Annotated in this window: 19 protein-coding genes; 10 read left to right on the top strand and 9 right to left on the bottom strand. The window is 71.9% G+C overall.

What is annotated here, in order from left to right; translation table 11 throughout:
- Nucleotides 1–13: 13 nt before the first annotated feature.
- Together LY41_RS21615 and LY41_RS21620 are read right to left on the bottom strand one after the other, a co-directional pair.
- Nucleotides 14–1,081: a siderophore-interacting protein gene (locus tag LY41_RS21615; protein WP_308292291.1), complete on the bottom strand. Its 1,068-nt coding sequence runs from the start codon at nt 1,079–1,081 to the stop codon at nt 14–16.
- A 58-nt stretch (nt 1,082–1,139) separates the two neighbouring features.
- A complete protein-coding gene (locus tag LY41_RS21620; protein ID WP_253866069.1) occupies nt 1,140–1,430 on the bottom strand; it encodes an MGMT family protein in 291 nt (96 codons plus the stop codon).
- 304 nt (nt 1,431–1,734) lie between these two features.
- Between LY41_RS21620 and LY41_RS21625 the strand changes: the two genes are divergently transcribed.
- The 4 genes from LY41_RS21625 to LY41_RS21640 all read left to right on the top strand — a co-directional run bounded on the left by LY41_RS21625 (nt 1,735) and on the right by LY41_RS21640 (nt 10,258).
- Nucleotides 1,735–5,130: an ATP-dependent helicase gene (locus LY41_RS21625; protein WP_253866071.1), complete on the top strand. Its 3,396-nt coding sequence runs from the start codon at nt 1,735–1,737 to the stop codon at nt 5,128–5,130.
- Nucleotides 5,127–8,489 (top strand): ATP-dependent helicase, encoded by a 3,363-nt coding sequence (locus LY41_RS21630; RefSeq protein ID WP_253866073.1) that lies wholly within the window; start codon nt 5,127–5,129, stop codon nt 8,487–8,489. The genes LY41_RS21625 and LY41_RS21630 overlap by 4 nt, the downstream gene beginning before the upstream one ends.
- An 83-nt stretch (nt 8,490–8,572) precedes the next feature.
- On the top strand, nt 8,573–9,580 hold the full coding sequence (locus LY41_RS21635) for a potassium channel family protein (RefSeq protein ID WP_253866161.1): 1,008 nt from the start codon (nt 8,573–8,575) through the stop codon (nt 9,578–9,580).
- Nucleotides 9,581–9,769: 189 nt separating this feature from the next.
- Complete coding sequence (locus tag LY41_RS21640) at nt 9,770–10,258, top strand: hypothetical protein (RefSeq protein WP_253866075.1); 489 nt, start codon at nt 9,770–9,772, stop codon at nt 10,256–10,258.
- A gap of 31 nt (nt 10,259–10,289) precedes the next feature.
- Here LY41_RS21640 and LY41_RS21645 read toward each other — a convergent pair whose 3' ends face one another.
- Together LY41_RS21645 and LY41_RS21650 are read right to left on the bottom strand one after the other, a co-directional pair.
- Entirely contained in the window at nt 10,290–11,261 is a 972-nt protein-coding gene (locus tag LY41_RS21645) for a neutral zinc metallopeptidase (protein ID WP_253866077.1), read from the bottom strand.
- A gap of 198 nt (nt 11,262–11,459) precedes the next feature.
- Complete coding sequence (locus LY41_RS21650) at nt 11,460–12,719, bottom strand: neutral zinc metallopeptidase (protein WP_253866078.1); 1,260 nt, start codon at nt 12,717–12,719, stop codon at nt 11,460–11,462.
- Nucleotides 12,720–12,833: 114 nt separating this feature from the next.
- On the opposite strand from LY41_RS21650, the gene LY41_RS21655 reads away from it, so the two are divergent.
- The 6 genes from LY41_RS21655 (at nt 12,834) to LY41_RS21680 (ending at nt 19,528) form a co-directional block, all read left to right on the top strand.
- A complete protein-coding gene (locus tag LY41_RS21655; RefSeq protein ID WP_253866079.1) occupies nt 12,834–13,790 on the top strand; it encodes a DUF7847 domain-containing protein in 957 nt (318 codons plus the stop codon).
- Between the two features lie 75 nt (nt 13,791–13,865).
- Nucleotides 13,866–14,759: a YciC family protein gene (locus LY41_RS21660; protein ID WP_253866080.1), complete on the top strand. Its 894-nt coding sequence runs from the start codon at nt 13,866–13,868 to the stop codon at nt 14,757–14,759.
- A gap of 77 nt (nt 14,760–14,836) precedes the next feature.
- Nucleotides 14,837–16,123, top strand: coding sequence for a M16 family metallopeptidase (locus LY41_RS21665; protein WP_253866081.1), 1,287 nt, complete (start codon nt 14,837–14,839; stop codon nt 16,121–16,123).
- A complete protein-coding gene (locus LY41_RS21670) occupies nt 16,120–17,505 on the top strand; it encodes a M16 family metallopeptidase (protein WP_253866082.1) in 1,386 nt (461 codons plus the stop codon). Before LY41_RS21665 ends, LY41_RS21670 begins: the two co-directional genes overlap by 4 nt.
- Nucleotides 17,499–18,488, top strand: a complete 990-nt coding sequence (nudC, locus tag LY41_RS21675; protein WP_253866162.1) for an NAD(+) diphosphatase — start codon at nt 17,499–17,501, stop codon at nt 18,486–18,488. Before LY41_RS21670 ends, nudC begins: the two co-directional genes overlap by 7 nt.
- An 89-nt stretch (nt 18,489–18,577) precedes the next feature.
- Nucleotides 18,578–19,528, top strand: coding sequence for a cobalamin biosynthesis protein (locus LY41_RS21680; RefSeq protein ID WP_253866083.1), 951 nt, complete (start codon nt 18,578–18,580; stop codon nt 19,526–19,528).
- 82 nt (nt 19,529–19,610) lie between these two features.
- On the opposite strand, the gene LY41_RS21685 is transcribed toward LY41_RS21680, so the two are convergent.
- From LY41_RS21685 to LY41_RS21705, 5 genes are all read right to left on the bottom strand, one after another.
- A complete protein-coding gene (locus LY41_RS21685; protein ID WP_253866085.1) occupies nt 19,611–20,357 on the bottom strand; it encodes a M15 family metallopeptidase in 747 nt (248 codons plus the stop codon).
- Nucleotides 20,358–20,488: 131 nt separating this feature from the next.
- A complete protein-coding gene (locus tag LY41_RS21690) occupies nt 20,489–21,412 on the bottom strand; it encodes an SURF1 family cytochrome oxidase biogenesis protein (protein WP_253866086.1) in 924 nt (307 codons plus the stop codon).
- 66 nt (nt 21,413–21,478) lie between these two features.
- Entirely contained in the window at nt 21,479–22,393 is a 915-nt protein-coding gene (locus LY41_RS21695) for a fructosamine kinase family protein (RefSeq protein ID WP_253866087.1), read from the bottom strand.
- Nucleotides 22,372–22,857 carry a low molecular weight protein-tyrosine-phosphatase gene (locus LY41_RS21700; RefSeq protein WP_253866088.1) on the bottom strand — a complete coding sequence of 162 codons (486 nt, stop codon included), beginning with the start codon at nt 22,855–22,857 and terminating at the stop codon, nt 22,372–22,374. The genes LY41_RS21695 and LY41_RS21700 overlap by 22 nt, the downstream gene beginning before the upstream one ends.
- Before the next feature lie 7 nt (nt 22,858–22,864).
- Nucleotides 22,865–24,355: an HNH endonuclease signature motif containing protein gene (locus LY41_RS21705; RefSeq protein ID WP_253866089.1), complete on the bottom strand. Its 1,491-nt coding sequence runs from the start codon at nt 24,353–24,355 to the stop codon at nt 22,865–22,867.
- Nucleotides 24,356–24,448: the final 93 nt, after the last annotated feature.

Below are 24,448 nucleotides of genomic sequence, written 5' to 3' on the forward strand. Positions count from 1 at the left end.
ACGCCGTGGCGTGCTAGCTCGCCGAAGCCGAAGCCGAAGCCGAAGCCGAAGTCGAAGCCGACTCGGCGAGGCTCTCCCTGCCGATCTCCTCCTCCGAGCGGCCCTTGCGCCAGTACCCGGTGAACGTGACGGCGCGCTTGTCGACGCCGCGGTCGCGGACGAGGTGGCGCCGCGCGAACTTGACGAGCTCGGCCTCACCGGCCAGCCACGCGTACGGAGCTGCGGGGGGAAGGTCGGCCGCGCGGACCGCGTCGAGCACCGCGTCGCCGTAGGAGCCGGGGCTGCGGACGATCCAGCGGACGTCGACGTCGGCGGCCGGACTCGGGAGATCGAACCGGTCGGCGGGATCGCCGACCTCGATGAACACGCGGGCGCAGGCGTCGCGGGGCAGCTGTTCCAGGATCGCGGCGATCGCGGGGATCGCCGACTCGTCGCCGACGAGCAGCTGCCAGGTCGCGTCCTCGGGGACGGCGTAGATGCCGTGCGGGCCCATCAGTGCGACCTCGTCGCCCGGGCGTGCACTCGAGGCCCAGGTCGAGGCCGGGCCGCCGTCGGGGTGGAGCACGAAGTCGAGGTCCAGTTCGCACTGCTCCGGCCGGAACGCGCGGACGGTGTAGGTGCGCATCGGCGGGCGGACGTCGTCGGGCATGGCCAGGTAGGTGCGGTACCAGGACGCGGTGTCGCCCTCGATCGGCGGCGGCAGGTCCGGGCGGGTGCGGTCGCCGTGGGGAAAGAAGACCTTGACGTACTGGTCGGGTGCGGCCGTGCCGAAACCGTCCAGGTCGTCACCGGTCAGCGTCACGCGCAGCAGGTGCGGGGTGAGCCGCCGCGTCGCCGATACCGTCAGGCGCCGGAAAGTGAGTTGCGGTCGTGCCGGTTGCGCGGGGTGCGGGTCGTCCTGCGTCGCGGAGGTCTGCGGGGCTTCGGCGACCGTGACAGCAGCGGAGGTCTCGCCGGCGGCGGCCTCGGCGGGAGAGGCCTGCGTGGGCGCCGCGCTCGGGGCGTCCGGCGCCGGGGCGTCCGCCGGTTCTGGTGCCGATGCCGTGGAGGGGGCCGCGTGGGACTGCGCCGTGACGGTCATTAGGCAAGCCTAACCGAATGCGCAACCCCTCGGCCGCGCGTGGTGTGGCAACTCGCGCTCAGTCGGGCCGCCACCGGTAGGTGCGCAGGTCGATGCGCTGCCCGTCGGCGAGGACGCCTTCGCCGCGGAGCAGTTCGAGTTGCCGGTGCACTATGTGCGGCGCCGGGGTGCCGTTGGCGCGCAGCACGCGATGCCAGGGGATGTCGGCGCCGTCCTCCGACAGGACCCGCCCGACCAGCCGGGGTGTCGGAGCGCCGGCGAGGGCGGCGACGTCGCCGTAGGTGGCGACGGTGCCGGGCGGGATCGTCGTGACGGCGTCGCGGATCCGCTCGTGCAACTGCTCGTCCATACCGGCGAGCGTAGGTGTACCCCGGATGTACCCCGAAGGGCACCTTCGGGGCGTTGTTCCGGCGCTGCCGCGCGGAGCGCGTCCGTCGGGGTGGTGGGAGACGTGCGGGAGCCACAAATCTCCCCTCGTTGACGCGGCTCGCCGAGGGGCGTGTGCGGCCGGAGTGCCCACAGCGAAGGGAGGATTCGGGGCGTTGAGCGCCCCGAAGGTGCCCTTTGGGACACGGAACACCCCGTCACTCCGACGTGCCGCCACGCCGACGTCCTCGCGGGACTGTCGGGGTGGCGTGGTTCCATCGGAAGCCGTGAGCAGGAGTGGTCCGAATGCCCGGTTGGTGCGGCCGTCCGTACCGGCCGCACCCGGTCATGTCTGGGAGTCCGAGCCCGCTCGGCTGCTCGAGGCACCCGCGGGGTTCGTCCGGGTCGTCGGCGGTCCCGGCACCGGCAAGACAGCGCTGACCGCCGAGCTGGCCGCCGAACGCATCCGCCACGGTGCCGACCCCGAGAGCATCCTCGTCGTCACCGCGTCCCGGCGCGCCGCGAACGCCGTGCGCCGGGACATCACCCGCCGCGTCACGGCAGCCGACTCAGCCGACGCCACGGAAGACGCGGAAGGCGCGGAGGCACCGGGCGCCACGGGAACCCATCGCACGGTGCGCGAACCGATGGTGCGCACCGTGCACTCGCAGGCGTTCGCCGTCCTCCGGCTGCAGGCGAACCTCACCGGTCAGCCCGAGCCGCGGCTGCTGTCCGGGCCGGAACAGGACGTCGTGGTGCGCGAACTCCTCGCGGGCGACCTCGACCGGGGCGCGTACGACTGGCCGGAGCGGCTCCGCCCGGCGCTCGGCGTCGCCGGGTTCGCGGAGGAACTGCGCGACCTCGTCCTGCGCGCCGCCGAACGCGGCCTCGGCCCCGAGGACCTGGTCAAGATCGGCGGCCAGGAAGGGCGGGAGGAATGGGTCGCGGCGGGGAACTTCTGGCGGCAGTACGAGGAGGTCACACTGCTGCACGGTTCCGGAGGCCACGCGATGGGCAGCCCCGGCGCGCCCGCCATGGACGCCGCCGAACTCGTCGCGAGCGCGCTCGTCGAACTCGAAGGCGACCCCGAGCTGCTGCGGCGCGAACAACACCGGCTGCGGCACGTGCTCGTCGACGACGCCCAGCACCTCGACCCGCTGCAGCTGCGGCTGCTGCGCCTGCTCGGCGGCACGGCCGACGACTTCGTGCTCGCGGGCGACCCCGACCAGTCCGTGTTCTCGTTCCGCGGCGCGGACCCGACGCTGCTGTCCGACGTCGACGCGGCGGAGACCGTGACGCTGACCCGCACCCACCGGCCCGCACCCGCCGTGCACGACGCCGTGACCCGGATCGCCCGCGGGTTCGCCGGCACCGGGTCCGCCCGCCACACCCGGCGCCCGGACCCGGCGACGGACCCCGCCGAGGTCCCCGGGGTGGTGCGCGCGCGGTTGTTCCCGACCCCCGCCGCGGAGGCGTCGTGGCTCGCCGACCGGCTCCGCCGCGCACACCTGCTCGACGAGGTGCCGTGGGAGGACATGGCGGTGCTGGTGCGCTCGCCGACACGGTCGATGCCGGTGCTGCAGCGCGCGCTGGCCGCCGCGGGGGTGCCGATCGCGTCGGCCGCCGAGGAGGTGCCGCTGGCCCGCCAGTCCGGTGTGCGCCCGCTGCTGGAGATCCTGCGCCTGACCACCGACCCCGACGCACTCGACGCCGACGTCGCCGAAATGCTGCTCGCCTCCCCGCTCGGCGGTGCGGATCCGCTGGCACTGCGGCGATTGCGGCGCGGACTGCGGCGACTCGAGCTCACCGGAGGCGGCGAACGTTCGAGCGACGAACTGCTCGTCGAGGTACTGCGCGGCGGTGACATCCTCGCCGGCCTCGCCGACGCCGAGGCCGCGCCGGTCCGCCGGGTCGGCGGGTTGCTGACCACGGCGCGGGACGCGGCGCAGAGCGGCATGGACGTGGAGAACGTGCTCTGGCGCGTGTGGCAGGCCAGCGGGCTGGAGCAGCGGCTGCTGCGGCAGATCGAACGCGGCGGGTCCCTCGCCGCGCAGGCCGACCGCGACCTCGACGCCGTCGTCGCCCTCTTCGACGCCGCCGGTCGCTATGTCGACAGGCTGCCGAAGGCGAGCGTCGGCGGTTTCGCCGAATACCTGACCTCGCAGCACATCGCGGGCGACAGCCTCGCACCCGTCGCCGCTCGCGGCAGCGGGGTGTCCCTGCTGACGGCGCACGCCGCGGCGGGTCGCGAATGGACGGTCGTCGCCGTGGCGGGCGCCCAGGAAGGCGGCTGGCCGGACCTGCGTCCCCGCGGCACGCTCCTGGGTGTGGAGCGGCTCGTCGACCTGCTGTCCGGAGTGGACAGCGACGGCGTGTCGGTGATCGCGCCGCTGCTGGCCGAGGAACGACGGCTGTTCTACGTGGCTGCGAGCCGGGCACGCTCGGAGCTACTGGTCACCGCGGTGCAGGGCGAGGACGAACAGCCTTCACGGTTCGTCGAGGAACTGCTCGCCCACGAGGACGACGCCGCCGACGCGGGCCCGGATGTGCGGATCTACCAGCGGGAACGGGCGCTGGTGCTGCCGGAACTGGTCGGCGAGCTGCGCTCGGTGGTGTGCGACGCCGAGGAACCGGCCGAACGCCGGGACCGCGCCGCGACGCAGCTCGCCCGCCTCGCGCGTGCAGGCGTGCCCGGTGCGCATCCGAGCCAGTGGTACGGCCTGCACGAACCCAGCACCGCCCAACCACTCCGCACGCCCGGCGAGCCCGTGCGCGTGTCGCCGTCCACGGTCGAAGTGCTCGCGAAGTGCCCCCTGCGGTGGCTGATCGAACGCCACGGCGGCGCCGACCCGTCGCAGCTCGCCGCCGTCACCGGAACCCTCGTGCACGCACTCGCGCAGGCGGCCGCGTCCGGAGCCGACAACGCCGAGATCGCGGCCGAACTCGACAAGGCGTGGACCAAAGTGGACGCCGGTGCGCCGTGGTTCTCCCGCCGCGAGCGGGTGCGGGTCGAACAGATGGTGCAGAACTTCCTGAACTGGCTGCAGCAGAGCAGGCAGGATCTCACCCAGCTCGCCGTGGAACAGGAGATGGCGGTGGAGCTGCCGGCGACCCTCGACCCGGCAGGCACGGACGCGGCCGACAGGGATCCGGCAGACACGGCCGGCACAGCAGAATCGGGGGACGCCGATGCCGAGCTGCGGGTCACGTTGACCGGCCGGGTCGACCGGCTCGAAGTGGACGGTCAGGGCAGGCCCGTCGTGGTCGACCTCAAGACCGGCAAGAGCGCGGTGAGCGGCAAGGACGCCGAGCAGCACCCGCAGCTCGCGGCCTATCAACTGGCGGTGCTGCTCGGTGCGTTCGAGCACCACCTGAAGACCACGCACTCCACAGCCACGCAGCCCACGACCACGCAGCCCACGACCACGCAGCCCACGACCAAGCCCGGCGGTGCGAAGCTCGTCTACGTCGCCAAATCCCACAACAAGACCGGTTCCAGTGAACGGGAGCAACCGCCGTTGGACGAGCACGGCGAGGTGCACTGGCTTCGCCTGGTGCGCGAGGCGGCGGCCGCCACCGCGGGCCCGGTGTACGAGGCGCGCGAGAACCAGGACTGCGATCGCTGCCCGGCGCGTTCGTCGTGCCCGGCGCGTCCCGAGGGCAGGCAGGTGACAGGGCCGTGACATACCAGGTGAGTCCCGCCGAGGTCGCCGACGCGCTCGGCCTGCCGACGCCGACCGGCGAACAGGCGGCGGTGATCGCCGCGCCGCCGGAGCCGTCGCTGGTCGTCGCCGGTGCGGGCGCGGGCAAGACGGAGACGATGGCCGCGCGCGTGGTGTGGCTGGTCGCGAACGGTCTCGTCACGCCCGAGCGCGTGCTGGGCCTGACGTTCACCCGCAAGGCGGCGCGGCAGCTCGCCGACCGGGTGCGCGCGCGGCTGCGCGTGCTGGCGGGGTCGGGCCTGCTCGACCGCGTCGACCCCGGCGGTACGCGGCGGGCATCGGTGCTGGCAGGCGAACCCACGGTGCTCACGTACCACGCCTACGCCGGACGGCTGCTCGGCGAACACGGTCTGCGGCTGCCGGTCCAGCCCGGTGCCCGCCTGTTGTCGGCGACCGCCTCGTGGCGGCTGGCGCACCGCGTGGTGTCGACGTGGGACCACGACCTGGACACCGATCTCGTGCCTGCCAGTGTCACGGCGCAGCTGCTCGGGCTGACGGGCGAACTCGCGGAACACCTCGTCGAGCAGGAGCAGCTGCGCGAGCACACGACGTGGCTGTGCGAGCTGATCGAGAACGCACCGCGGGCGAAGGGCCAGCGCGCGGCGATGCCCGTCGACCTGCAGAAGATCCTGACCTCTCAACGGTTCCGGCTCTCGTTGCTGCCGCTCGTGGAGGCCTACAACCAGCGCAAACGCGCCGAGGGGGCGCTCGACTTCGCCGACCAGATGTCGCTGGCCGCCCGGCTCGCCGAGGGGCATCCCGAGGTCGTCGCCACCGAGCGCGAGCGCTACGGCGCCGTGCTGCTCGACGAGTACCAGGACACCGGACACGCCCAGCGGGTGCTGCTGCGATCGCTGTTCGGCGGGGCCGACGCCGAGGCGCTGCCCGTGACGGCCGTGGGCGACCCGGCGCAGGCGATCTACGGCTGGCGCGGTGCGAGCGCGGCCAACCTGCCGCGGTTCACCACCGACTTCCCGCGCGAGAACCGTGAGACCGGGCGCAGCCTGCCCGCGAGTGAGCACGGCATGCTCACCAGCTTCCGGAACCCGCCCGAGGTGCTGACGCTCGCCAACGCCGTCGCCGAACCGCTGCGAGCGGGCGGTCTCGGCGTGCAGCAGCTCCGTGCCCGTGACGGCGCGCCCGCCGCCGACGTCCGGTGCGGACTGCTGCCGGACGTACGTGCCGAGCGCGAATGGCTCGCCGACGAACTCGCCGGCACCTGGTACGCCGAACGGGACGCGACGGGAGCCCCGCCCACCGCCGCGGTGCTGGTGCGCCGCCGCGCCGACATGGCGCCGATCGCCGAACGGCTGCGCGCCCGCGGCCTGCCCGTCGAGGTCGTCGGCCTCGGCGGGCTGCTCGACGAACCCGAGGTGGCCGACCTCGTCGCGACGCTGCGGGTGCTGGCCGAACCGCTGTCGGGCACCGCCGCGGCGCGGCTGCTCACCGGGGCGCGCTGGCGGATCGCCGCCGCCGACCTGGGCGCGCTGTGGCGCAGGGCGAACGAACTGTCCGCCGACGGCGACGACATCGTCACCGAACGCGCCGAGGAGGCCGGCCTGGTCGACGCACTCGACGACCCCGGAGACCCGGGACGGTATTCGGAGACGGGCTACGGGCGCATCACGCGGCTCAGCAAGGAACTCGGGGCGCTGCGCAGGCGGCTGGACCAGCCGTTGCCCGAACTCGTCGCCGACGTCGAGCGCACCATGCTGCTCGACGTCGAGGCCATGGCCCGCCCCGGTGGCGCGGGCCGGGTGCACCTCGAGGCGTTCGCCGACGTCGTCACCGAGTACGCCGAGAACTCGCCCACCGGCACGCTGCTGTCGTTCGTGGACTATCTCGCCACCGCCGAACACGCCGAGGACGGTCTGCCGCCCGGCGAGGTCGAGGTCGCCGCCGACCGCGTGCAGGTGCTCACCGTGCACTCGTCGAAGGGCCTCGAATGGCGAGTCGTGGCCGTGCCGCACCTGGTGAAGGGCGTGTTTCCCGGTGACCGGCGGTCGTCGTCGTGGCTGCGGACCGTCACCGAACTGCCCGCGCCGCTGCGCGGCGACTGCCAGGACCTGCCCGGACTGGCCCTGCGCGGCGACGAGAACCGTAAGGAGGTCCTCGACACCTGCAAGGAACACGAGGCGGCCTTCGTCGACCGGCACGCCGAGGAGGAACGCCGACTCTGCTACGTCGCCCTGACCCGGAGCGAACAGCACCTGCTCGTCTCCGGCCACTGGTGGGGCGAGACCAGTGGGTCGCCGAAGGGGCCGTCGACGTTCCTCACCGAGGTCAAGGACACGATCGCCGCCGACGAGACGATCGGAGTGGTCACCACGTGGGCCGAGGAGCCGGAGGAGGGCGCCGAGAACCCGCTCGCGGGGGAGAACGCCGAGCCGGTGAGCTGGCCCGCCGACCCGCTCGGCGCGCGCAGGGACGCCGTCCGCGAGGGTGCCGACGCCGTACTCGCGGCGATGGCGGCGGCGGACGAGCCCGAGCCGTCCGCGCGGCCGGTCTCGTCCGCTGCTGCCGAGCAGCCGGATCAGCTCGCGCTGCCGCTCGCCGATCGGCCGGGCCCGGACCCGGCCGAGACCGGCACGGACATCGAGACCGGCGCCGACACCGAGACCGACACCGACCCCGGCGCCGACCCCGAGGGCTGGGCCGCCGATACGGACGTCCTGCTGGCCGAACGCGAACGTGCCTCGGGGCGCAGCGAGGACATCGCGCTGCCGGGACAACTGTCGGTGAGCCAGCTCGTCGAGCTCGCGGGGCGGCCGGACGCACTGGCCCGGCGGCTGCGGCGGCCGCTGCCGTTCCCGCCGAACGCCTACGCCCGCCGCGGCACCGCGTTCCACGGGTGGCTGGAACGCCGATTCGCGGGTGATCGGCTGTTCGACCTGGACGACCTGCCCGGCGCGGCGGATCCGGGGGAGGCGCCGGACGAGGAACTGGACGCCCTGTGCGAGGCGTTCGAACGCAGCGAGTGGGCGCGCCGCACGCCGCACGACGTCGAGGTGCCGTTCTCCACGGTCGTCGACGGTGTCACGGTGCGTGGCCGGATGGATGCGGTGTTCGCCGACGCCGACGGCGGGTGGACCGTCGTCGACTGGAAGACCGGCGGGATGCCCGACGAGTCGGCGATGTCTGCGGTGTCGGTGCAGCTCGCGGCCTACCGTCTCGCCTGGGCGGGGCTGGCCGGGGCTCCGTTGGAGAAGGTGCGCGCGGCGTTCCACTACGTGCGTGACGACCGCACCGTCCGCCCGGCCGATCTGCGCGATGCCGACGGTTTGCGCGCGTTGCTGCGATCGGTGGATGAAAGCGGCTAGGGTTGCGCAGCGTGATCAAGGGATTGCTCCGGCAGCGACCGCTGTCCGAACAACCGGGCCATGCGCTGGTCGGCGTCATCCGGATGCCGGACGCGAAGGTCAGCCCGCTCAACGCGATCGTCCGGCGTATCGTCGGCGCGCTGCTGTTCCTGTTCGTGGCCGTGATCATCGTGTACATCGGCCGCGACGGGTACACCGATGTGAACGGGGACGGTGTCTCGTTCCTCGACTGCATCTACTACGCGACCGTGTCGCTGTCGACCACCGGCTACGGCGACATCGCACCGGTGACCGACTTCGCGCGGTTGATCAACATCATCGTCATCACCCCGCTGCGGGTGGCGTTCCTGATCGTGCTGGTCGGCACCACACTGGAAGTGCTGACGGAGCGTTCCCGCCAGGCGCTGCGGATCCAGAAGTGGAGGAACAAGGTGCGAGACCATGTGGTGGTCATCGGATTCGGCACGAAGGGCCGGTCGGCGATCAACTCCCTGCTGGCCGAGCAGGACGTCGAGGCGAACCAGGTCGTGGTCGTCGACACCGACCAGCAGGCGCTCGACGCCGCCAGCGCGCTCGGCCTGATCACCGTCCACGGCAGTGCCACCCGTGCCGACGTGCTGCGCGTCGCAGGTGTGCAGCGAGCTCGTTCGGTGGTCATCGCGCCGAACCGCGACGACACCGCGGTGCTGGTCACGCTCACGGCGCGCGAGCTGGCGCCGAAGGCGAGCATCCTGGCTTCGGTGCGGGAGGCCGAGAACGTGCACCTGCTGAAGCAGTCGGGTGCCGATCAGGTCGTGGTCTCCAGCGAGACCGCGGGCAGACTGCTGGGCATGGCCACGCGCACGCCGCTGGTGGTCGACATGGTCGAGGACCTGCTCACCCCGGAGACCGGACTGGCGATCGCCGAACGGCCGGTCACGCCGAAGGAGGAGGGCGGTTCACCGCGGCATCTGCCGGACACGGTGCTCGGCCTCGTCCGTGCGGGGCAGCTCTACCGGGTGGATGCGCCCGAGGCCGATGCCCTCGAACCCGGTGACCGTCTGCTGTATGTCCGTCACACTGCGCAATCGAAGGATGACGACGACCGCTGACGAGCGCCCACCGCATCCCCGGTCCGGCGAGCGCTCGACGTTGCCAGTGGTTCGCTGACCTGCGGAGATCTCCTACCTATGCGCGGGTGGTCGACGTGCGGCGGGCGGTCACGCTGCGAGGTCACGTTGTGATGTTGGCTGCCCCGGCTTTTCTGGGCCGGTGCCGGCATATCTGCGACGATTGGGCGCGTGCGGCAACAAGCGGAATCGGGCACGTCGGCGATCGCGGTCGGCTGGCGGTCGGGCGGGCTGGCGGTCGTCGCCGGCCTCGTGATCACGGCGCTGGCGTGGCTGGCCGGCCCGTCGCTGTTCGCCGCGGCCTCCGGTGCGGACCACCGCACCGTCGAGGCCACCGTCACCGAGCCCACGGAGTGCACCGACCCGGCCGCGGAGGAGATCGTGCGGTTCACCGACGGTGGCACCACCCGGCAGGGCACGCTCAGCGGCTGCGGGCACGACAAGGACGAAGCCGTGCGGATCGCCGTCCCCGACGAGCAGGCCGAGCCTGCGGGTGAGCCGTTGCCGGTGCAGCTGGCCAGCACGGACGCCGGCATGAGTGAGCTGGGCCGCTCGCTCGGCATGGCGTTGCTCGTCCTGAGCTGCGCCGCGGGCGGCGGCTACGCCTTTCTGGTGGTGCGGGGACGCCGCCAGGGAACCGCGCCGGCGCGGTTCGCGTAGCCGTACCCGGGGGGAGGGGTGCAGACCGGGGTCAGGACACCTCCGAGGCCTCGGAGGTGAAGGTGTTGCAGTCGATGCTGCGGTTCGACTCCGCCCCCGCGCGCCACCAGGCCGCGTAGTTGGCGTTCGACCCGTGGTCGGTGGTGCCGGAGGTGTCGTCGCCGCGGGTGTCCTGGTCGTACCAGGCGGCGTCGAACATCTGCTGGGTGACACCGTCGGGACCGCTGCGGCCGGTGTGGGCGCCCATGAACATGCCGGAGAAGCACTGCGCCTGCAGCTCCCGCCTGCGCGAGAGATCCTGTCCCTCGTCGCTGTGCTGGCCGACCGCGTTGATCTGCGCCCACACACCGTCCATGATCCCCGCGACCTCCTGTACGTGGTGGCCGTACTCGTGGGCCAGCACGGACAGGTAGATGCCTGCCTGCTCGCCGTAGTAGTCGGTCTGCAGCCCGCCGAACGGCACGTAGAGGTGGTCGTTGCAGTAGTAGGCCGCGGTCGTCACGTCGACCTGGATGTCCCCGCACGGCGTGCGGAACGACGTGCCGTCGGGGAAGTGCAGCGTGGGTTCGCGGAACGGCAGGTCGTAGCGGCGCAGGAACGGCTCCCACGCGCGGTTGAGGCAGTCGGTCGCGGTGGTGAAGAACTGCTTCGCCGCCTCGGGGCTGCTCTCCCACGGGGGAAGCGAGCACGTCACGGCCTGCAGCCCCGCGTCGGGATCCTTCAGCAGCGGGCGGTCGCCCAGGGCGCGGATGTTTCCCGGCACCGTTTCCGTGGCCCGCGCCGACCCCGCGTGGCCGCCGCCGGAGGGAGCGCCGCTGTCCTCGTCGTCGCCGGTGAAGACGACCAGTGCCAGCACGCTCGCCAGTGCGAGCAGCACGACACCGGCCAGCGAGAACACGGCGAGCGGCACGCGGGCGCGGGTGCCGCCGCGCCGCGTGCGAGCGGGATCCGGCGTGTCGCCGGAATCCTCACCGGACGGTGTGTCCGGCCCGGAATCTGTCATGTCGCGGCCCCGTCCGGTTCGCTGGTCGCTTCCCTCACCATAGCCGGGCACTCTAGGTACAACCGCGGGGCGAGTGGCGCCGACGCTCCGTCGAGGCGGGACACTCCGTCGGTTCGGGACTGCGGCGCCGGGCCGGGTCGGGTCGGGTGGAAACATCGGCCGGGGCGCCGCGGGCACGGAGCATCAGGGCACGGAGCGTCAGGACACGGAGCCGGCGTCGGCGAGCCAGGTGTTGCACTGGTAGAGGCGGTTGTCGCGGCTGCCCTGCTGCCACCAGGCCGCGTAGTTCGCGTTCGAGCCGTGGTCGTTGGTGCCGGACGTGTCGTCGCCGCGGGTCTGCTGCTCGTTCCAGGCGTTGTTGAGCATTCTCTGGGTGATGCCGTTCGGGCCGCTGCGCCCGGTGTGGGACCCCATGAACATGCCCGAGAAGCACTGGGCCTGCAGTTCCACCCGCCGGGAGACCGCGTCACCCTTCGTCGTGCCGAGTCCGCCCGCGTCCTCGATCTGCCGCCAGGCCGTTTGGGATATGCCGGACATGTGCTGAACGTGGTGGCCGTACTCGTGGGCCAGCAAGGCGAGGTGGACGCCCGGCTGGTTCGGCCGATCGCCGAACTGCAGCCCGGCGATCGGCATGTACAGATCTCCCCGGCAGTACAGGGCTGCCTGCGTGATGTCGACCTGCTGCTTGCCACACGGCGTGCTGTACGAGCGGCCGCTCGGGAAGTGCAGCGTCGGCCGTTCGAACGGCAGGTTGTAGGCGCGCAGCAGATCGCCCCACGTGGTGTTCAGACAGTCGTTCGCCGCGGTGAGGAACGCTTTCGCCGCCGAGGCGGTGTCCTGCCACGCCGGCAGCGGGCACGCGTTCGCCGTGAGGCCGCCGTCCTCGTTCCCGAACAGCGGGTGGTGGCCCAGCTTGTAGACCTTTCGGGGGCCTGCGGGCGCTTCGACGCCGCCGGACTCCTCGGTGAACGTGACGATGCTGCCCGTCGTACTGGGCTCGGCCACGCTCGAGGAGGACGTGGTGTCCGTCGTCGTCCCGGTGGTCGGCGCCGGCTCCGACGTGATCTCCGACGTCGTGGGCGCGTCCACGCCGCGATGCGCGTACCGCTCGGACGTGTCGCTTCCGCCGGTCAGCGTTGCGATGAGGACCACGACCAGCCCCAGTACGCCGACCCCGCCGAGTGCGGCCGCGATCACCGGACCGTTCGACTTCGGCGGCCGCGGCGGTCCGTACTGCGGGGAACCGTACTGCGGGGAGCCGTACGGGGGCGGTCCGTACTGGGGAGCGCCGTACTGGGGAGCGCCGTGCTGGGGCGATCCGGCCGGTGGGGGCCCGCCGTGCTGGGCAGGGCCGTGCCCGCCCTGCGGATGCCGGTGGCCGGGTGCGCCCGGTGGCGGCTGCTGCCCGTAGGGATCGCCACCGGGCGGTCCGTACGGGCCGGGCGGTGGTTGCGTCATACGGCGTAGTCCCCCAGTGACGATCGCGTGCGCGCCAGAGCATAAGTGACGCCGAGTCCGCTCACGGTGCGGTCCTCCCTGTTCCCGCGGGGCGCGGATGGCAGGATCGGCGTTATGAGCGATTCGAGTGGCATGTCGAACGGTGATTCCGAGCTGCCCCGCTACCCGTCGTCGGGCGGCGGTGACGTGGGACGGCAGCCCGGGGTGGTCCCGTTGGAGCCGCTGCGCCTCGGCGAGGTCATCGGGGGAGCGTTCGCGACGATGCGTGCGTACGCGGGCATCGTGTTCGGTACGTCGTTCGTCATCGCGGTGATCAGCGCCGCCGTGTCCTACTTCGTGACGCGGTCGATGCTCGCCGACGTCGCGCAGATCGACGCGGCCGCGTCGCCGGAACGGCAGATGCAGCAGCTGGAGAACATGCTCGGGGACATGCTGCCCGCGTTCGGCATCCAGCTCGCCGTCATGCTGCTGGTGCAGGCCGTGCTCACGGGGCTGCTGATGACCGTGGTCGGCCGTGCCGTGCTCGGCAAGCCGATCACGTTCGGCGAGGCGTGGGCCGAGCTCAAGCCGCGGCTGCTGTCCGTGCTCGGCCTGGCGGTCGTCATCACGGTGCTGCAGATGGTCGTCGGCGGTGTGCTCGGGGCCCTGTTCATCACGACGATGGGTGCCTTCGGGGCGCTGCTGACGCTGCTGCCGGTCATCGCGATCTGGGTCTACCTGAGCCTGGCGACGGCGGCGCTGGTTCTCGAGCGCGGCACGATCGGTTCCGCGATCAAGCGGTCGGTCGCCCTGGTCAAGGGCTCGTGGTGGCGGGTGTTCGGGTTCCTGCTCGTGTCCGTGGTCATCAGCATCGGGGTCAGCCTGGTCGTGGGGCTTCCGTTCTCGCTGGCCTCGCCCGCGCCGGGCGAGGCGCTCAGCGGCGGCGACGTGCTCGTCCAGGAGATCGGCACCGTCATCACCAGCACGATCATCACGCCGTTCATGTCGCTGGTCGCCGCGCTGATCTACATCGACCAGCGCATCCGCCGCGAGAACCTCGCCCCGGAGCTGCGCCGCGCCGCCGGCAGGTGAGCGCCGGGTCACGACGCCGACTCCCGACCAACGTCGGGGTCTGCCACCCGGACCGCGGGTGACAGAGTCTGCGTTATGAGCGATTCGGGTGATATGTCGAACGGCGACGGCTCGGAGCTGCCGCGTTACCCGTCGCCGGGCGACGGGGACGGGGGACCGCAGCCCGGGGTGGTCCCGCTGCGCCCGCTGCGGTTGGCCGAGATCACCGAGGGTGCCGTGGCCACGATGTGCAGGTACGCCCGGGTCGTTTTCCCTGCTTCGGCCGTCATCGCGGTGGTCGGCGTCGTGCTGGTGTTCCTCACCGAGGTGTACGGGCTGCCCGTGCGGCGGGGGTGGCAGACGCCGGTGAACGAGCTGCTCGCCAGCTTCGCCGGTGTGCTCGTCACGCTGCTGACCCACGCGCTCGTCGTCGGCGTCCTGACGGTGGTGGTCGGCCGCGCAGTGCTGGGCGAGCCGATCACGTTCGGCGAGGCGTGGGCCGAGCTGCGACCGCGGCTGCTGCCGCTGTTCGGGCTGACCGTCGTCGTCACGGTGATCACCACGGTCGGCCTGATGCTGCTGGTCCTCCCCGGAATCGCGGCCTACGTGTTCCTCAGCCTGGCCGTGCCTGCGCTGATGCAGGAACGCGGCACGGTCGCCGAAGGGCTGAAGCGATCGGTGAACCTGGTCGGCGGCTCGTGGTGGCGCGTGTCCGGCCTGCTGGTCGTGGCACTGCTGATCACGCTGCTGGTCAGCCTGGTCGTCCAGCTGCTGTTCGCGCAGCTGCTGCCACTGGGAGCGGGTACCACGCCGTTGGCGGACGACACGCTGACCGGGCACCGGCTCATCCTCGGGATCGGGAGCGTCGTCGCCCAGACCGTCGCGGTGCCGTTCAGTGCCGCCGTCACCGCGTTGATCTACCTCGACCAGCGGATGCGGCGCGAGAACCTGGGTTCCGAGCTCCGGCGTACGGCAGGGCTGTCGGGCTGACGCCCGACAGCCGCCGGGCAGCGGCCCGATACCGGTGAAGGAGACGTGACCGCGCGGGCCTCCCGTAGAGTGGCCCCATGGCCGAACCCGTTCTCCACAGACTGACCCTGGACAACGGCCTACGGGTAGTTCTCGCGCCGGACCGGAGCGCCCCGGTCGTCGGCGTCAGCGTGCACTACGACGTGGGTTTCCGTTCCGAACCCGAAGGTCGCACCGGCTTCGCGCACCTGTTCGAGCACCTGATGTTCCAGGGCAGCGAAAGCCTCGAGAAGCTGGCTCATTTCCGGCACGTCCAGGGCAGTGGAGGCTCGTTCAACGGGTCGACCCACCCGGACTACACGGACTACTTCGAGGTGCTGCCGTCCGCGGCGCTCGAACGCGCGCTGTTCCTCGAGGCGGACCGCATGCGCGCGCCGAAGCTGACCGCCGAGAACCTGGCCAACCAGATCGACGTGGTCAAGGAGGAGATCCGGCTCAACGTGCTGAACCGGCCCTACGGCGGGTTCCCGTGGATCCTGCTGCCGCCGGTGCTGTACAACACGTTCCCCAACGCGCACAACGGCTACGGCGACTTCACCGATCTCGAGCAAGCCAGCCTCGAGGACTGTGCGGCGTTCTTCGACACCTACTACGCGCCCGCCAACGCGGTACTCACCGTCGCGGGTGACATCGAGGTCGACCGGGCGCGAGCGCTGATCGAGAAACACTTCGGCGACGTGCCCGCGCGCCCGCGGCCCGAGCGGCCGTCGTTCGCCGAACCCCGGCCGACGAGCGAGATCCGCGAGACGCACGCCGACCCGCACGCACCGCTGCCCGCGCTGGCCGTCGGCTATCGCATGCCCGACCCGGTCGGCGAGCTCGAGGCCTACCTGGCGCACCTCGTGCTCGCCAGCGTTCTCGTCGACGGCGACGGATCCCGGTTGCAGCAGCGCCTCGTGCACGGGCAGCCGCTCGTCACCGACATCAGCGCCGGTGCGGGACTGTTCGGGCCCTTCGAGGCGCGCGACCCCGACACGTTCTCGATCACCGCGATGCACACGCCCGACGTCGGGGTGGACCGCATCCTCGGTGCCGTCGACGAGGAGCTGGACTCGATCGCCGCGCAACCGCCCACGGCCGACGAACTGGCACGGGTCACGGCGCGGTGGAGCGCGATGTTGCACGCCGACCACGACCGGCTCGTGAACCGCACCCTCGGGTTCGGCTCGTTCGAACTGCTCTACGGCGACGCCGCGCTCATGCACGAAGTCGCCGACCGCATCGCCGCCGTCTCGGCGGACCAGGTGTCGCACGCGGCGAAGGGCCTGCGGCCGGATTCGCGCGCCGTCCTTCTCGTCGAGCCCGCGCAGGGAGGTACCCAGTGACCGCATCGCAGACCCACCGGACCGCGGAGGAGATCGGCCGGACACCGGCAGGGCCGCGGGAGCTGCCGCCGCTGGGCGACCAGCGCACGGCGGTTCCACCGGAACACGTCGACACCGAGATCGACAACGGACTGCGGGTGCTGGCGGTGCGCAAACCCGGCTCGCCGATGGCCGAGCTGCGCATGACGATCCCGTTCGCCGGCGACGACCCGCTGCACCCGGCGACGGCCGAGGTGCTGGCCGACACGATCGCCACCGGCACGCGCCGTCGTGACCGGGTCGCGATGGACACCGACCTGGCGCTCATCGGTGGCGACCTCGGCGTGGCCGTCGACCCCGAGCACCTGTCCATCTCGGCGAGCGCGCTGGCGAGCGGCCTGCCGACGCTGCTCGACGTGCTCGGCGACATCCTCACCGAAGCCACCTACGCCGACCACGAGGTCGAGCGCGAGGCGGCGCGGCTGGTCGAACGCCTGGCCGTCGCACGCACGCAGCCGCGCGTGATCGCGCGCGAGGCGCTGCAGCGGCAGCGGTACGGCGACCACCCGTACACCCGCGAGGTGCCGCAGCTCGAGGACGTCCAGCAGGTGACGCCGGACGCGGTGCGCGCGCTGCACCCCGCGGCGGTCCTGCCGCGCGGCTCGGTGCTGGTGCTCGTCGGCGACATCGATCCGCAGTCCGCGGTGGCCGAGGTCGAACAGGCTCTGCACGGCTGGCGGTCCGACGCCGTCGCGCGGGATCTGCCCGAGCTGCCCGGCCTGGCGGGCGGCGACCTGGAGCTCGTGCCGCGCGCGGGTGCCGTGCAGTCGCAGATCCGCCTGTCGGCGCAGAGCCTGCCGCGCACCGCGGAGCGCTACCCGGCACTGCAGCTGGCGAACCTGACCTTCGGCGGCTATTTCTCGTCGCGCCTGGTGGAGAACATCCGCGAGGACAAGGGCTACACCTACGGGGCCCACTCCGGATTCGAGTTCACCGGCGGCACGGCGACCGTGCAGGTCGACGCCGACACCGCGAGCGACGTCACCGCGGCAGCGCTGCTGGAGACACGCTACGAACTCGGCAGGCTCGGCCTCGTACCGCCGACCGACTCCGAGGTCGACACGGTGCGCCAGTACGCCACCGGAACCCTGTTGATCGGGTCGGCTTCGCAGGCGGGGCTGGCCAACCAGCTGATCGGCCTCGCCGCCGTGGGCCTCGGGCTCGACTGGCTGCTCGGCCATCCGCAGCGGCTCGCCGCGGTGACCACCGAGCAGGTGGCCGAGGCGGCGCTGGAGATCTTCGCGCCGACCCGGTTCACCGGTGTCGTCGTCGGGGACGCCGACGTGCTCGGCCCGCAGCTCGAGGCGCTCGGCGGTGTGCGCGTCGCGGACCGGGAATCGTGAGGCCGTTCGAGCTGACGGAAGTTCCGGCACTGTCCCGGTCCACCGTGGACCGGCAGGAGGCGCTCCGGAACGACCCGGAGCGCCTCACGGCGCGGTGGCCGAACGCGCGGATCGTGGTCGTCGACCGCTGGGGCCGGACACCCGTTCGGTGTGAGGCGATCGAATCCGATGCCGCACCGGTGAGCACCCGGAAGGCCGCCGAGTTCACCGGGGAGCCGCCCGCCGAGGCGTCGTTCCTCGGTGAGTGGGACGGCGTGGACCACTGGATGCTGCCCGTCGACCCGCCGTCCGATTCGGAGACGATCGAACTCGACGGCGGCTGGGGAGTGCGGCAGGACGTGCCGGTCAGCGCCGACGAAGCATGGCTCGACCTGCGCGGTCACGGCGCGCTGCTGGACGGCACGTCGGCCGGCCTGTTGACGACAGCCGAGGCGTTGCGGAACTGGCACCGGCGCGGCAGGTTCTGCGCGCGATGCGGTGCGGCGGTGCAGCGGGTGCAGTTCGGCTGGGCATCCCGCTGCACCGGATGTGACCGGGAGGAGTATCCGCGCACCGATCCGGCCGTGATCTGCCTCGTGCACGACGACGTGGGCGTCAACGGTGCGCACGTACTGCTGGCGCGCCAGCCGGTGTGGCCACCGAAGCGGTACTCGGTGCTGGCGGGATTCGTCGAGGCGGGTGAGTCGCTCGAAGGCTGCGTCGAACGTGAAGTGCGCGAAGAGGTCGGCGTCGATGTCGGCGATGTGCGCTACCTGGGCAGCCAGCCGTGGCCGTTCCCGCGGTCGATCATGGTCGGATTCGCGGCGCGGACCGCGTGTGGTGCCGCACCGACGCCCGCCGACGGGGAAATCGAGGAGGCGCGGTGGTTCAGCCGTGCCGACGTGCGAGCGGCGTTCGACGGTGAGCACGACGAGTTGATACTGCCGGGCAGCACGTCGATCGCATCGGTCATGCTCCGTTCGTGGGCCAGCGCCGAGCAGTGACGCCACCCTCGGGGTGGCGACCCGTCGAGGCGGGATACGCACCTCGGTAGGCTGCGGCGTAGTTTCACCGGTGTGGGGGTTTCGGGATCGTGAGTGCGCATCGAGCCGTCGGGTTGCTACTCGGTGTGGTCGCGGATGGTCTGGTCGGCAAGCCGCGGCGGGCCGCTCCGTCCCGGCCCGTCGCAGCGCTGCCGCAGGCGGCCGACGCGTTGACGGGCCGCATCGGCAGCGCCGGCGCGACGACCGTGGTGGCCGCGAGCGCGGTGGCCGCGGGCATGCTGATCGAACGCGCCGTCGGTCGCCGCGGGCTGCTGCGCACCCTCGCCGTCGCCGCGGGCACCTGGTCGGCCCTCGGGGGAGCGCGGATCGCCGCCGACGGCACCGAACTGGCCCGCGACCTCGAAAACGGCGACCTCGACACCGCCCGCGCGCGCATCTCCGCAACCGACCCGCGCTGCACCGAGGACCTCGACCTGCCAGGACTGTCGCGCGCCGCGATCGAAGTCGTCGCGGACCAGACCTCGAACGCCGTGGTGTCGCCGCTCGTCTGGGGCGCCGTCGCGGGACTGCCCGGAATACTGGGTGCCCGTACCGTCACCCTCCTCGGCAGGCGGCCGAGCGCGGCGTTCGATATCGGTGCCGGCCGCTCGGCCGACCCGGCCGCGAGGCGGCTCGACGAAGCCGCGAACCTCGTGCCCGCACGGCTCACGGCCACGCTCACCACGGCGGCCGCACCGGTGGTCGGCGGATCCGCGCGGAGCGCCTGGCAGGCGTGGCGCCGTGACACCGCCGCCCACCCCAGCCCGAATGCCGGGCGCGCCGAGGCGGCCTTCGCCGGCGCACTCGAGATCCGTCTCGGCGGCCGCACAGTGTATCCGGGTGGGGTGGCAGAGCTGCCGGTGCTCGGTGCGGGCCGCAACCCCGACGCCGGTCATGTCACGCGCGCCGTCGAACTGTCCCGGGTGGTCGGGCTGTGCGCCGTCGGCGTGTCCGCCGTCCTGGGAGCCGTGTCGAGCTTCGGCGGACGTCGTCGCCGATAGGTAGCGTGCCCGCGCACACGAGAAACGGGGATGGTCCCCGGCGCGAGGCCGGAAACCACCCCCGTCGGCAGGGCGTGAACCGTCAGCAGCTCGGGGCGCTACGGAACGGACTCGGGTCGTTGGCCACATGGACGTGGTCGTTGTGACCGGAGTAGCCCGGCCCGAGGATCTCGGTGAAACCGGCCTTCCACGCTGCGCGGTAGAGCGTGCACTGGGAATGAACGTTGACGCTGATGCCCAGATCGGCGGTCTCGCCGTAGAGGTGGCGGCTCGACGGCGAGCCGCCTACGGCGCTGTTGCAGGAGTAGCTACGGAAACCGGACGTGATGCCGACAGGACGGTCGCCGAGCTTGTGGCGCATCGCTTCGAGCTGCCACATGACGCGGCGGGTGTTCTCCTTCGCGGTCGACGCCGACACGGCACCACCGTTGAAGTTGTTGGCACCGCAGTTGTCGTCGAATTCCGAGTAGGAGAAGTGGATCGGCGTGCAGTCGCTCGACGTGAGGTCGTAGATCTTGCCGAACGTCTGCGGGCCGGCGACACCGTCGACGGCGAGGCCGTATCCGGACTGGAAGCGTGTGACCGCCGCCTCGGTCGCAGGGCCGTACTTGCCGTCGATGACGAGATGCTCGGCCGACGAGACCCAGCCGGCGACGCGGATCTGCAATTCCTTGACCGCAGAACCGCTGTCGCCGCGCGACAGGGTGCTCGACCATTCGTAACACGAGGCCGCGTTGGCAGGGGCGGGCGTCGTCACCGCGGTGGCGGCGGTGAGTCCACCCGCTGCGACGAGCGCAGCTGCCAGTAGGGAGAAGAGTCGCTTACGCATGGGACCTCCGGAGATTGTCCGTGTGCCGCGAGAGGAGTCGGCACGCACGACGCAATCTGCCCGAGTCGCCTCGGTCCTGTGGTCGGTCGGCGAGAAGTACCGACGAAGGTTCTGGGCGGAAGGAGTGACGCTCAGTGGAGCGCGTCGGCGTCGTCGTCCTCGGCGAGGATCTGCGCCACCGACTTGCGCTTCTGCCTGCTCGGCCGGTTGCCCGGCTGTTCGCGTGCCGCCGTCGGTTCCGGCCCGGCGGAAGCCGCCTCCGCGGTGGCCACTTCCGTGGTGGCAGCCGACACCGCCGGGTCGGAGTCCGCGAGAGCACCGCCGGGGCGGGCTTCGCGGATGGTGAAGTACAGCCAGCCGAGCAGGGCCATGGCGCCGAACGCGATCCACTGCAGTGCGTAGGAGAAGTACGGCCCTGCTTCGAGCTGAGGGAGCGGTAATGCGGTGAGCACGCCGGGTTCGCCGGTTTCGAGCTGGTAGTACCCGGGCTTGAGGTCCAGGTCCGTTGCGCGTGCCACGACCTGGGAATCCACCGAGTACGCATGCAGCCTGCCGTCGGTGCTCCCGTCGGCGAACGCGTCCCGGTTCGACGGATCGTTCTCGTCGATGCGTACGCGGGCCTCGACGGTGACCCGGCCCTGCGGCGGGGTGGCGACGTCGGGGACGCCGGTGTCGTTTGCGGGACGTACGAAACCGCGGTTGATCAGCACGGTGCTGCCGTTGGTCGTACGCATCGGTGTGAGTACCTCGAATGCCGGCTCGCCCTGCACGGTACGCAGGCGCGCGATGACCTCGTCCTCCGGTAGGTACGTGCCTTCGATGATCGTGCGCCGCCACTCGGTGTCGCCGTCGGGGGCGGTGTCGCCGGGCAGCAGTTCGGACAGCGGTTGCGGAGCGGCAGTCGTCGAGGAGGACACGGCGGTGTTCCGGGCGGCGCGTTCTTCGTGCCGGTCGAACTGCCACGGGGCGAGCACGGTGAAGCACAGGGCGGCGAAGACGAACACCACCACCGTCAACGCCAGCCAGCCGGGCTTGAGCAGGAACTTCCACCGCACGCCTACCACGGTAGGCGGCGAGCCCCGGTGACCCACCGCCTGGTCGTGCCTCGCGCGGCGTGCGTCTCAGCTAGCTGCGCGCAGGGCCTGTCGTGCGGCGGTGAGGGCCTGGCGGGCGTAGCCACCGCCGAACAGCACGGTGTGGACGAGGAGGGGAAACAGCTGGTGCAGTCCGACGCGGTCTTCGTGGCCGGTCTTCAGGGGGTGGCCTGCTTCGTCGGCGGCCTCGGCGTAGGCGCCGAGGATGCGGTCGAGTTGTGGTGTTCCGAACAGGCGCAGCATCGCGAGGTCGGTTTCGCGGTGGCCGCCGTGGGCCGCGGGGTCGATGAGCCAGGCGTGGCCGTCGGCGCCCCAGTGGACGTTGCCGGTCCACAGGTCGCCGTGGAGGCGGGCAGGTGGTTCGACGCCGGGTTGCAGCTCGGGGAGGCGCGCGCACACGGTGTCGAACACGGCTGCGTCGTCGGCGTCGATGACACCCTGGTCGACAGCGGTGCGGACGTACGGTTCGATGCGGCTGCGGGCGTAGAAGGCGGCCCAGGTGGTGTCGTTGCGAGCGGTTTCGTCGTTGTTGGCCATCGGGGCGAGTCCGATCCAGGCGTCGGCAGGCCCCTCCGGGGGTGGTGCGCCGAAGCCGGGTGCGCCGCGCAGGTGCAGGGCGGCGAGTCCGCGCCCGAACGCTTCGGCCGCGGCGGGTGTGGGGGAACCCCTGGCGGGCTCGACGTAGTCGAGCACGAGCCAGTCGTCGTCCCAGCCGTACGCACGGGGGACGGGCACGTCGCCGGTTTCGGCGAGCCAGCGCAGCCCCGCGCCTTCGGCTGCGGTGGCGTTCGGTCCGGCTGCGGGTTTGGCCACGACCGTGGTTGCCCGGTCGTCGAGGCGGGCGACGCTGGCTCCGCCACCGAGCGGTCGGAGGTCGATGGGTGCGGAGCCGGTGTGGCGGACGATCGCGTCGCGGGCGGTCACAATCGGGCGCGAACCCATGAAATCAGCTCCGGCATGGCGTTTTCGATCATCGTGAGGACGTCGGTGAAGCCGCTGTCGCCGCCGTAGTAGGGGTCGGGTACTTCGGCGTCGGCCGGCGCCGACGGGTCGAACGTGCGGAGCAGGACAACGCGCTCGGGGTCTCGTGTGAACGCGGTGACGTCGCGCAGATGACTCTTCGTGGCGACGACGAACAGGTCGGCATCGTTGTGGCGGCGGTCGAGCTGTGCGGCGACGTGGTCGTCCGGATACCCGGCGGTTCGCAGTGTGGCGCGGGCGCGCGAGTCCGCGGGTTCGCCCGCGTGCCACGGTCCGACGCCTGCACTCGTCACGGTGACGTGATCGGCGAGACCGGCGTCCTCGAGGCGCCGTCGGAAGACGAGCGCCGCCATCGGGGAGCGACAGATGTTGCCCGTGCAGACGAAGCAGATGTGGAGGGTGTCGTCGGGCTGCTGCTGGTCCATCACCGTCTCAGTCTGCCGAATCGGCGGGCGGGCTCGTGCCACCGGTTGCCGTTACGGATGTATCGCCGCTCGTCGGGTCGTGTTCACGGGGTTCCGGTTGTCGGCCGGTCTCGTCCTGCGGGCCGGTCTCGTCCTGTGAGGTGGTGTCACGCCGCGGGCTGCGTCCGCCCCGTTTGCGGATTTTCCTGCGTGATCGTCGGCCGGTGTGTGGCTCGGGTCTTCGACGCGGTTCCTGCGCGTCGGGTGGCGGCGTGCCGGCGGTGTCGTTTCCGGCGGTGTCGTCGCCGTGAGTGCCGAGGTCCGTCTCGTGCGCCGGTGGGGTGGCGATTCTCCGGCCGGTGGGTGTCGTGATGTGCAGCGTGCCGTCCGGGTTCAGCCGGAATGTCCAGCCTGCGGTGTGCTTGACCCGGTGGTGGGGTCGGCAGAGCCCGATGAGGTTGGCTGCGCAGGTGGGTCCGTCGCAACCGTGCGGGACGACGTGGTCCAGGTCGACGTGGTCGGAGGGCCGGTGGCATCCGGGGAAGCGGCAGGTGCGATCGCGGACTTTGACGTAGTCGGCCAGCGCCTTCGGCGGCCGGTACCGGGTGCGGCCGACGTCGAGTGGTGCGCCGGTGTGGGGATCGGTGATGATCCGCCGCCAGGTGGATGTCGGGTCGTGGGCGATCGCACGCGCGACGGAGGCGGGCAGTGGGCCGTGCCCGGCGAGTTCGGCCGGGTCGTTCGCCAGCCCGGCCAACGTGGCGAGGTCGATGTGGACGAACACGTCCGCTTTCGTGGACGGTCGCGGCGGTGCCGGTGGTGTGACGGGCGCCGGTGACGGTGTCTGCGCCGGCAGCGGGCTGGTTGCCTCCTTGTCGTGGCCGAGGGGGTCGTGACCGAGGAGGAAGCCGCCGTAGACGTCGGCACGGAGCTGGTCCAGGCTCCGGCGGTCGCCACTGCGGCGCAGAGCTCGGGCCGTCGTGTCCACTCGAGCGTAGGCGGCCTGGGCCGTTTCGGCCGGCAGCTCTCCGGCCAGCGTGGCCATGGTGCCGTCGCCGTGCGTCAGCCGAACATGTCGTTGTGCGCGTTCGTGTTCGGCTCGCTCGGACTGTCCTTCGGGGTCGACGTCGAGCACGGCCTTCTTGACGGTCCGTTGGATCGACCCGGCGGTTGCGCCCGCGAGACGGTCGGCGACCAGGTGGTCGACCCGCGTCGCCAGTGTGTCCGGCAGTGGGGTGGTCGGACCGGCGACCTTCGAGGCCTTCACCAGGTCGACCTCCCCGCGGCGCAACGCGTCGAGCGTGCGGGGCAGCCGCGTCACCAGTTGTGTTGCGAGCTCCAACCGCCGCCGGGCGAAGCTTCCGGCCCACCCGAGCGCGACTCCGACCTCCGCGGCGGACTCGTCCGTGCATCCGCGCACGTCCACGAATCGCGCGGTCGCGTCGACGAATCGCGCGTGCAGCCGTGCGATGTCCTGCTCGATGCGGACCGTCTCGTTCAGCTCTGCTTCCCCGGTCATCACCCGTCCGATGTTACGGATATCGAGAGTCGTTGCGAACACCTGTTCGTGTACCGGGAAACTTCGAACGGTAATTGTCTCGGCCTTGTCCGC

The sequence above is a fragment of the Prauserella halophila genome, assembly GCF_024171895.1.
GTDB lineage: Bacteria > Actinomycetota > Actinomycetes > Mycobacteriales > Pseudonocardiaceae > Prauserella > Prauserella halophila.

Coding starts and splice junctions, on each gene's coding strand:
- LY41_RS21685 (WP_253866085.1), bottom strand. CDS start 20,357: ATGCGTAAGCGACTCTTCTCCCTACTGGCAGCTGCGCTCGTCGCAGCG.
- LY41_RS21700 (WP_253866088.1), bottom strand. CDS start 22,857: ATGGACCAGCAGCAGCCCGACGACACCCTCCACATCTGCTTCGTCTGC.
- LY41_RS21650 (WP_253866078.1), bottom strand. CDS start 12,719: ATGACGCAACCACCGCCCGGCCCGTACGGACCGCCCGGTGGCGATCCC.
- LY41_RS21660 (WP_253866080.1), top strand. CDS start 13,866: ATGAGCGATTCGGGTGATATGTCGAACGGCGACGGCTCGGAGCTGCCG.
- LY41_RS21635 (WP_253866161.1), top strand. CDS start 8,573: ATGCCGGACGCGAAGGTCAGCCCGCTCAACGCGATCGTCCGGCGTATC.
- LY41_RS21705 (WP_253866089.1), bottom strand. CDS start 24,355: ATGACCGGGGAAGCAGAGCTGAACGAGACGGTCCGCATCGAGCAGGAC.
- LY41_RS21645 (WP_253866077.1), bottom strand. CDS start 11,261: ATGACAGATTCCGGGCCGGACACACCGTCCGGTGAGGATTCCGGCGAC.
- LY41_RS21655 (WP_253866079.1), top strand. CDS start 12,834: ATGAGCGATTCGAGTGGCATGTCGAACGGTGATTCCGAGCTGCCCCGC.
- LY41_RS21665 (WP_253866081.1), top strand. CDS start 14,837: ATGGCCGAACCCGTTCTCCACAGACTGACCCTGGACAACGGCCTACGG.
- LY41_RS21620 (WP_253866069.1), bottom strand. CDS start 1,430: ATGGACGAGCAGTTGCACGAGCGGATCCGCGACGCCGTCACGACGATC.
- LY41_RS21615 (WP_308292291.1), bottom strand. CDS start 1,081: ATGACCGTCACGGCGCAGTCCCACGCGGCCCCCTCCACGGCATCGGCA.
- LY41_RS21695 (WP_253866087.1), bottom strand. CDS start 22,393: ATGGGTTCGCGCCCGATTGTGACCGCCCGCGACGCGATCGTCCGCCAC.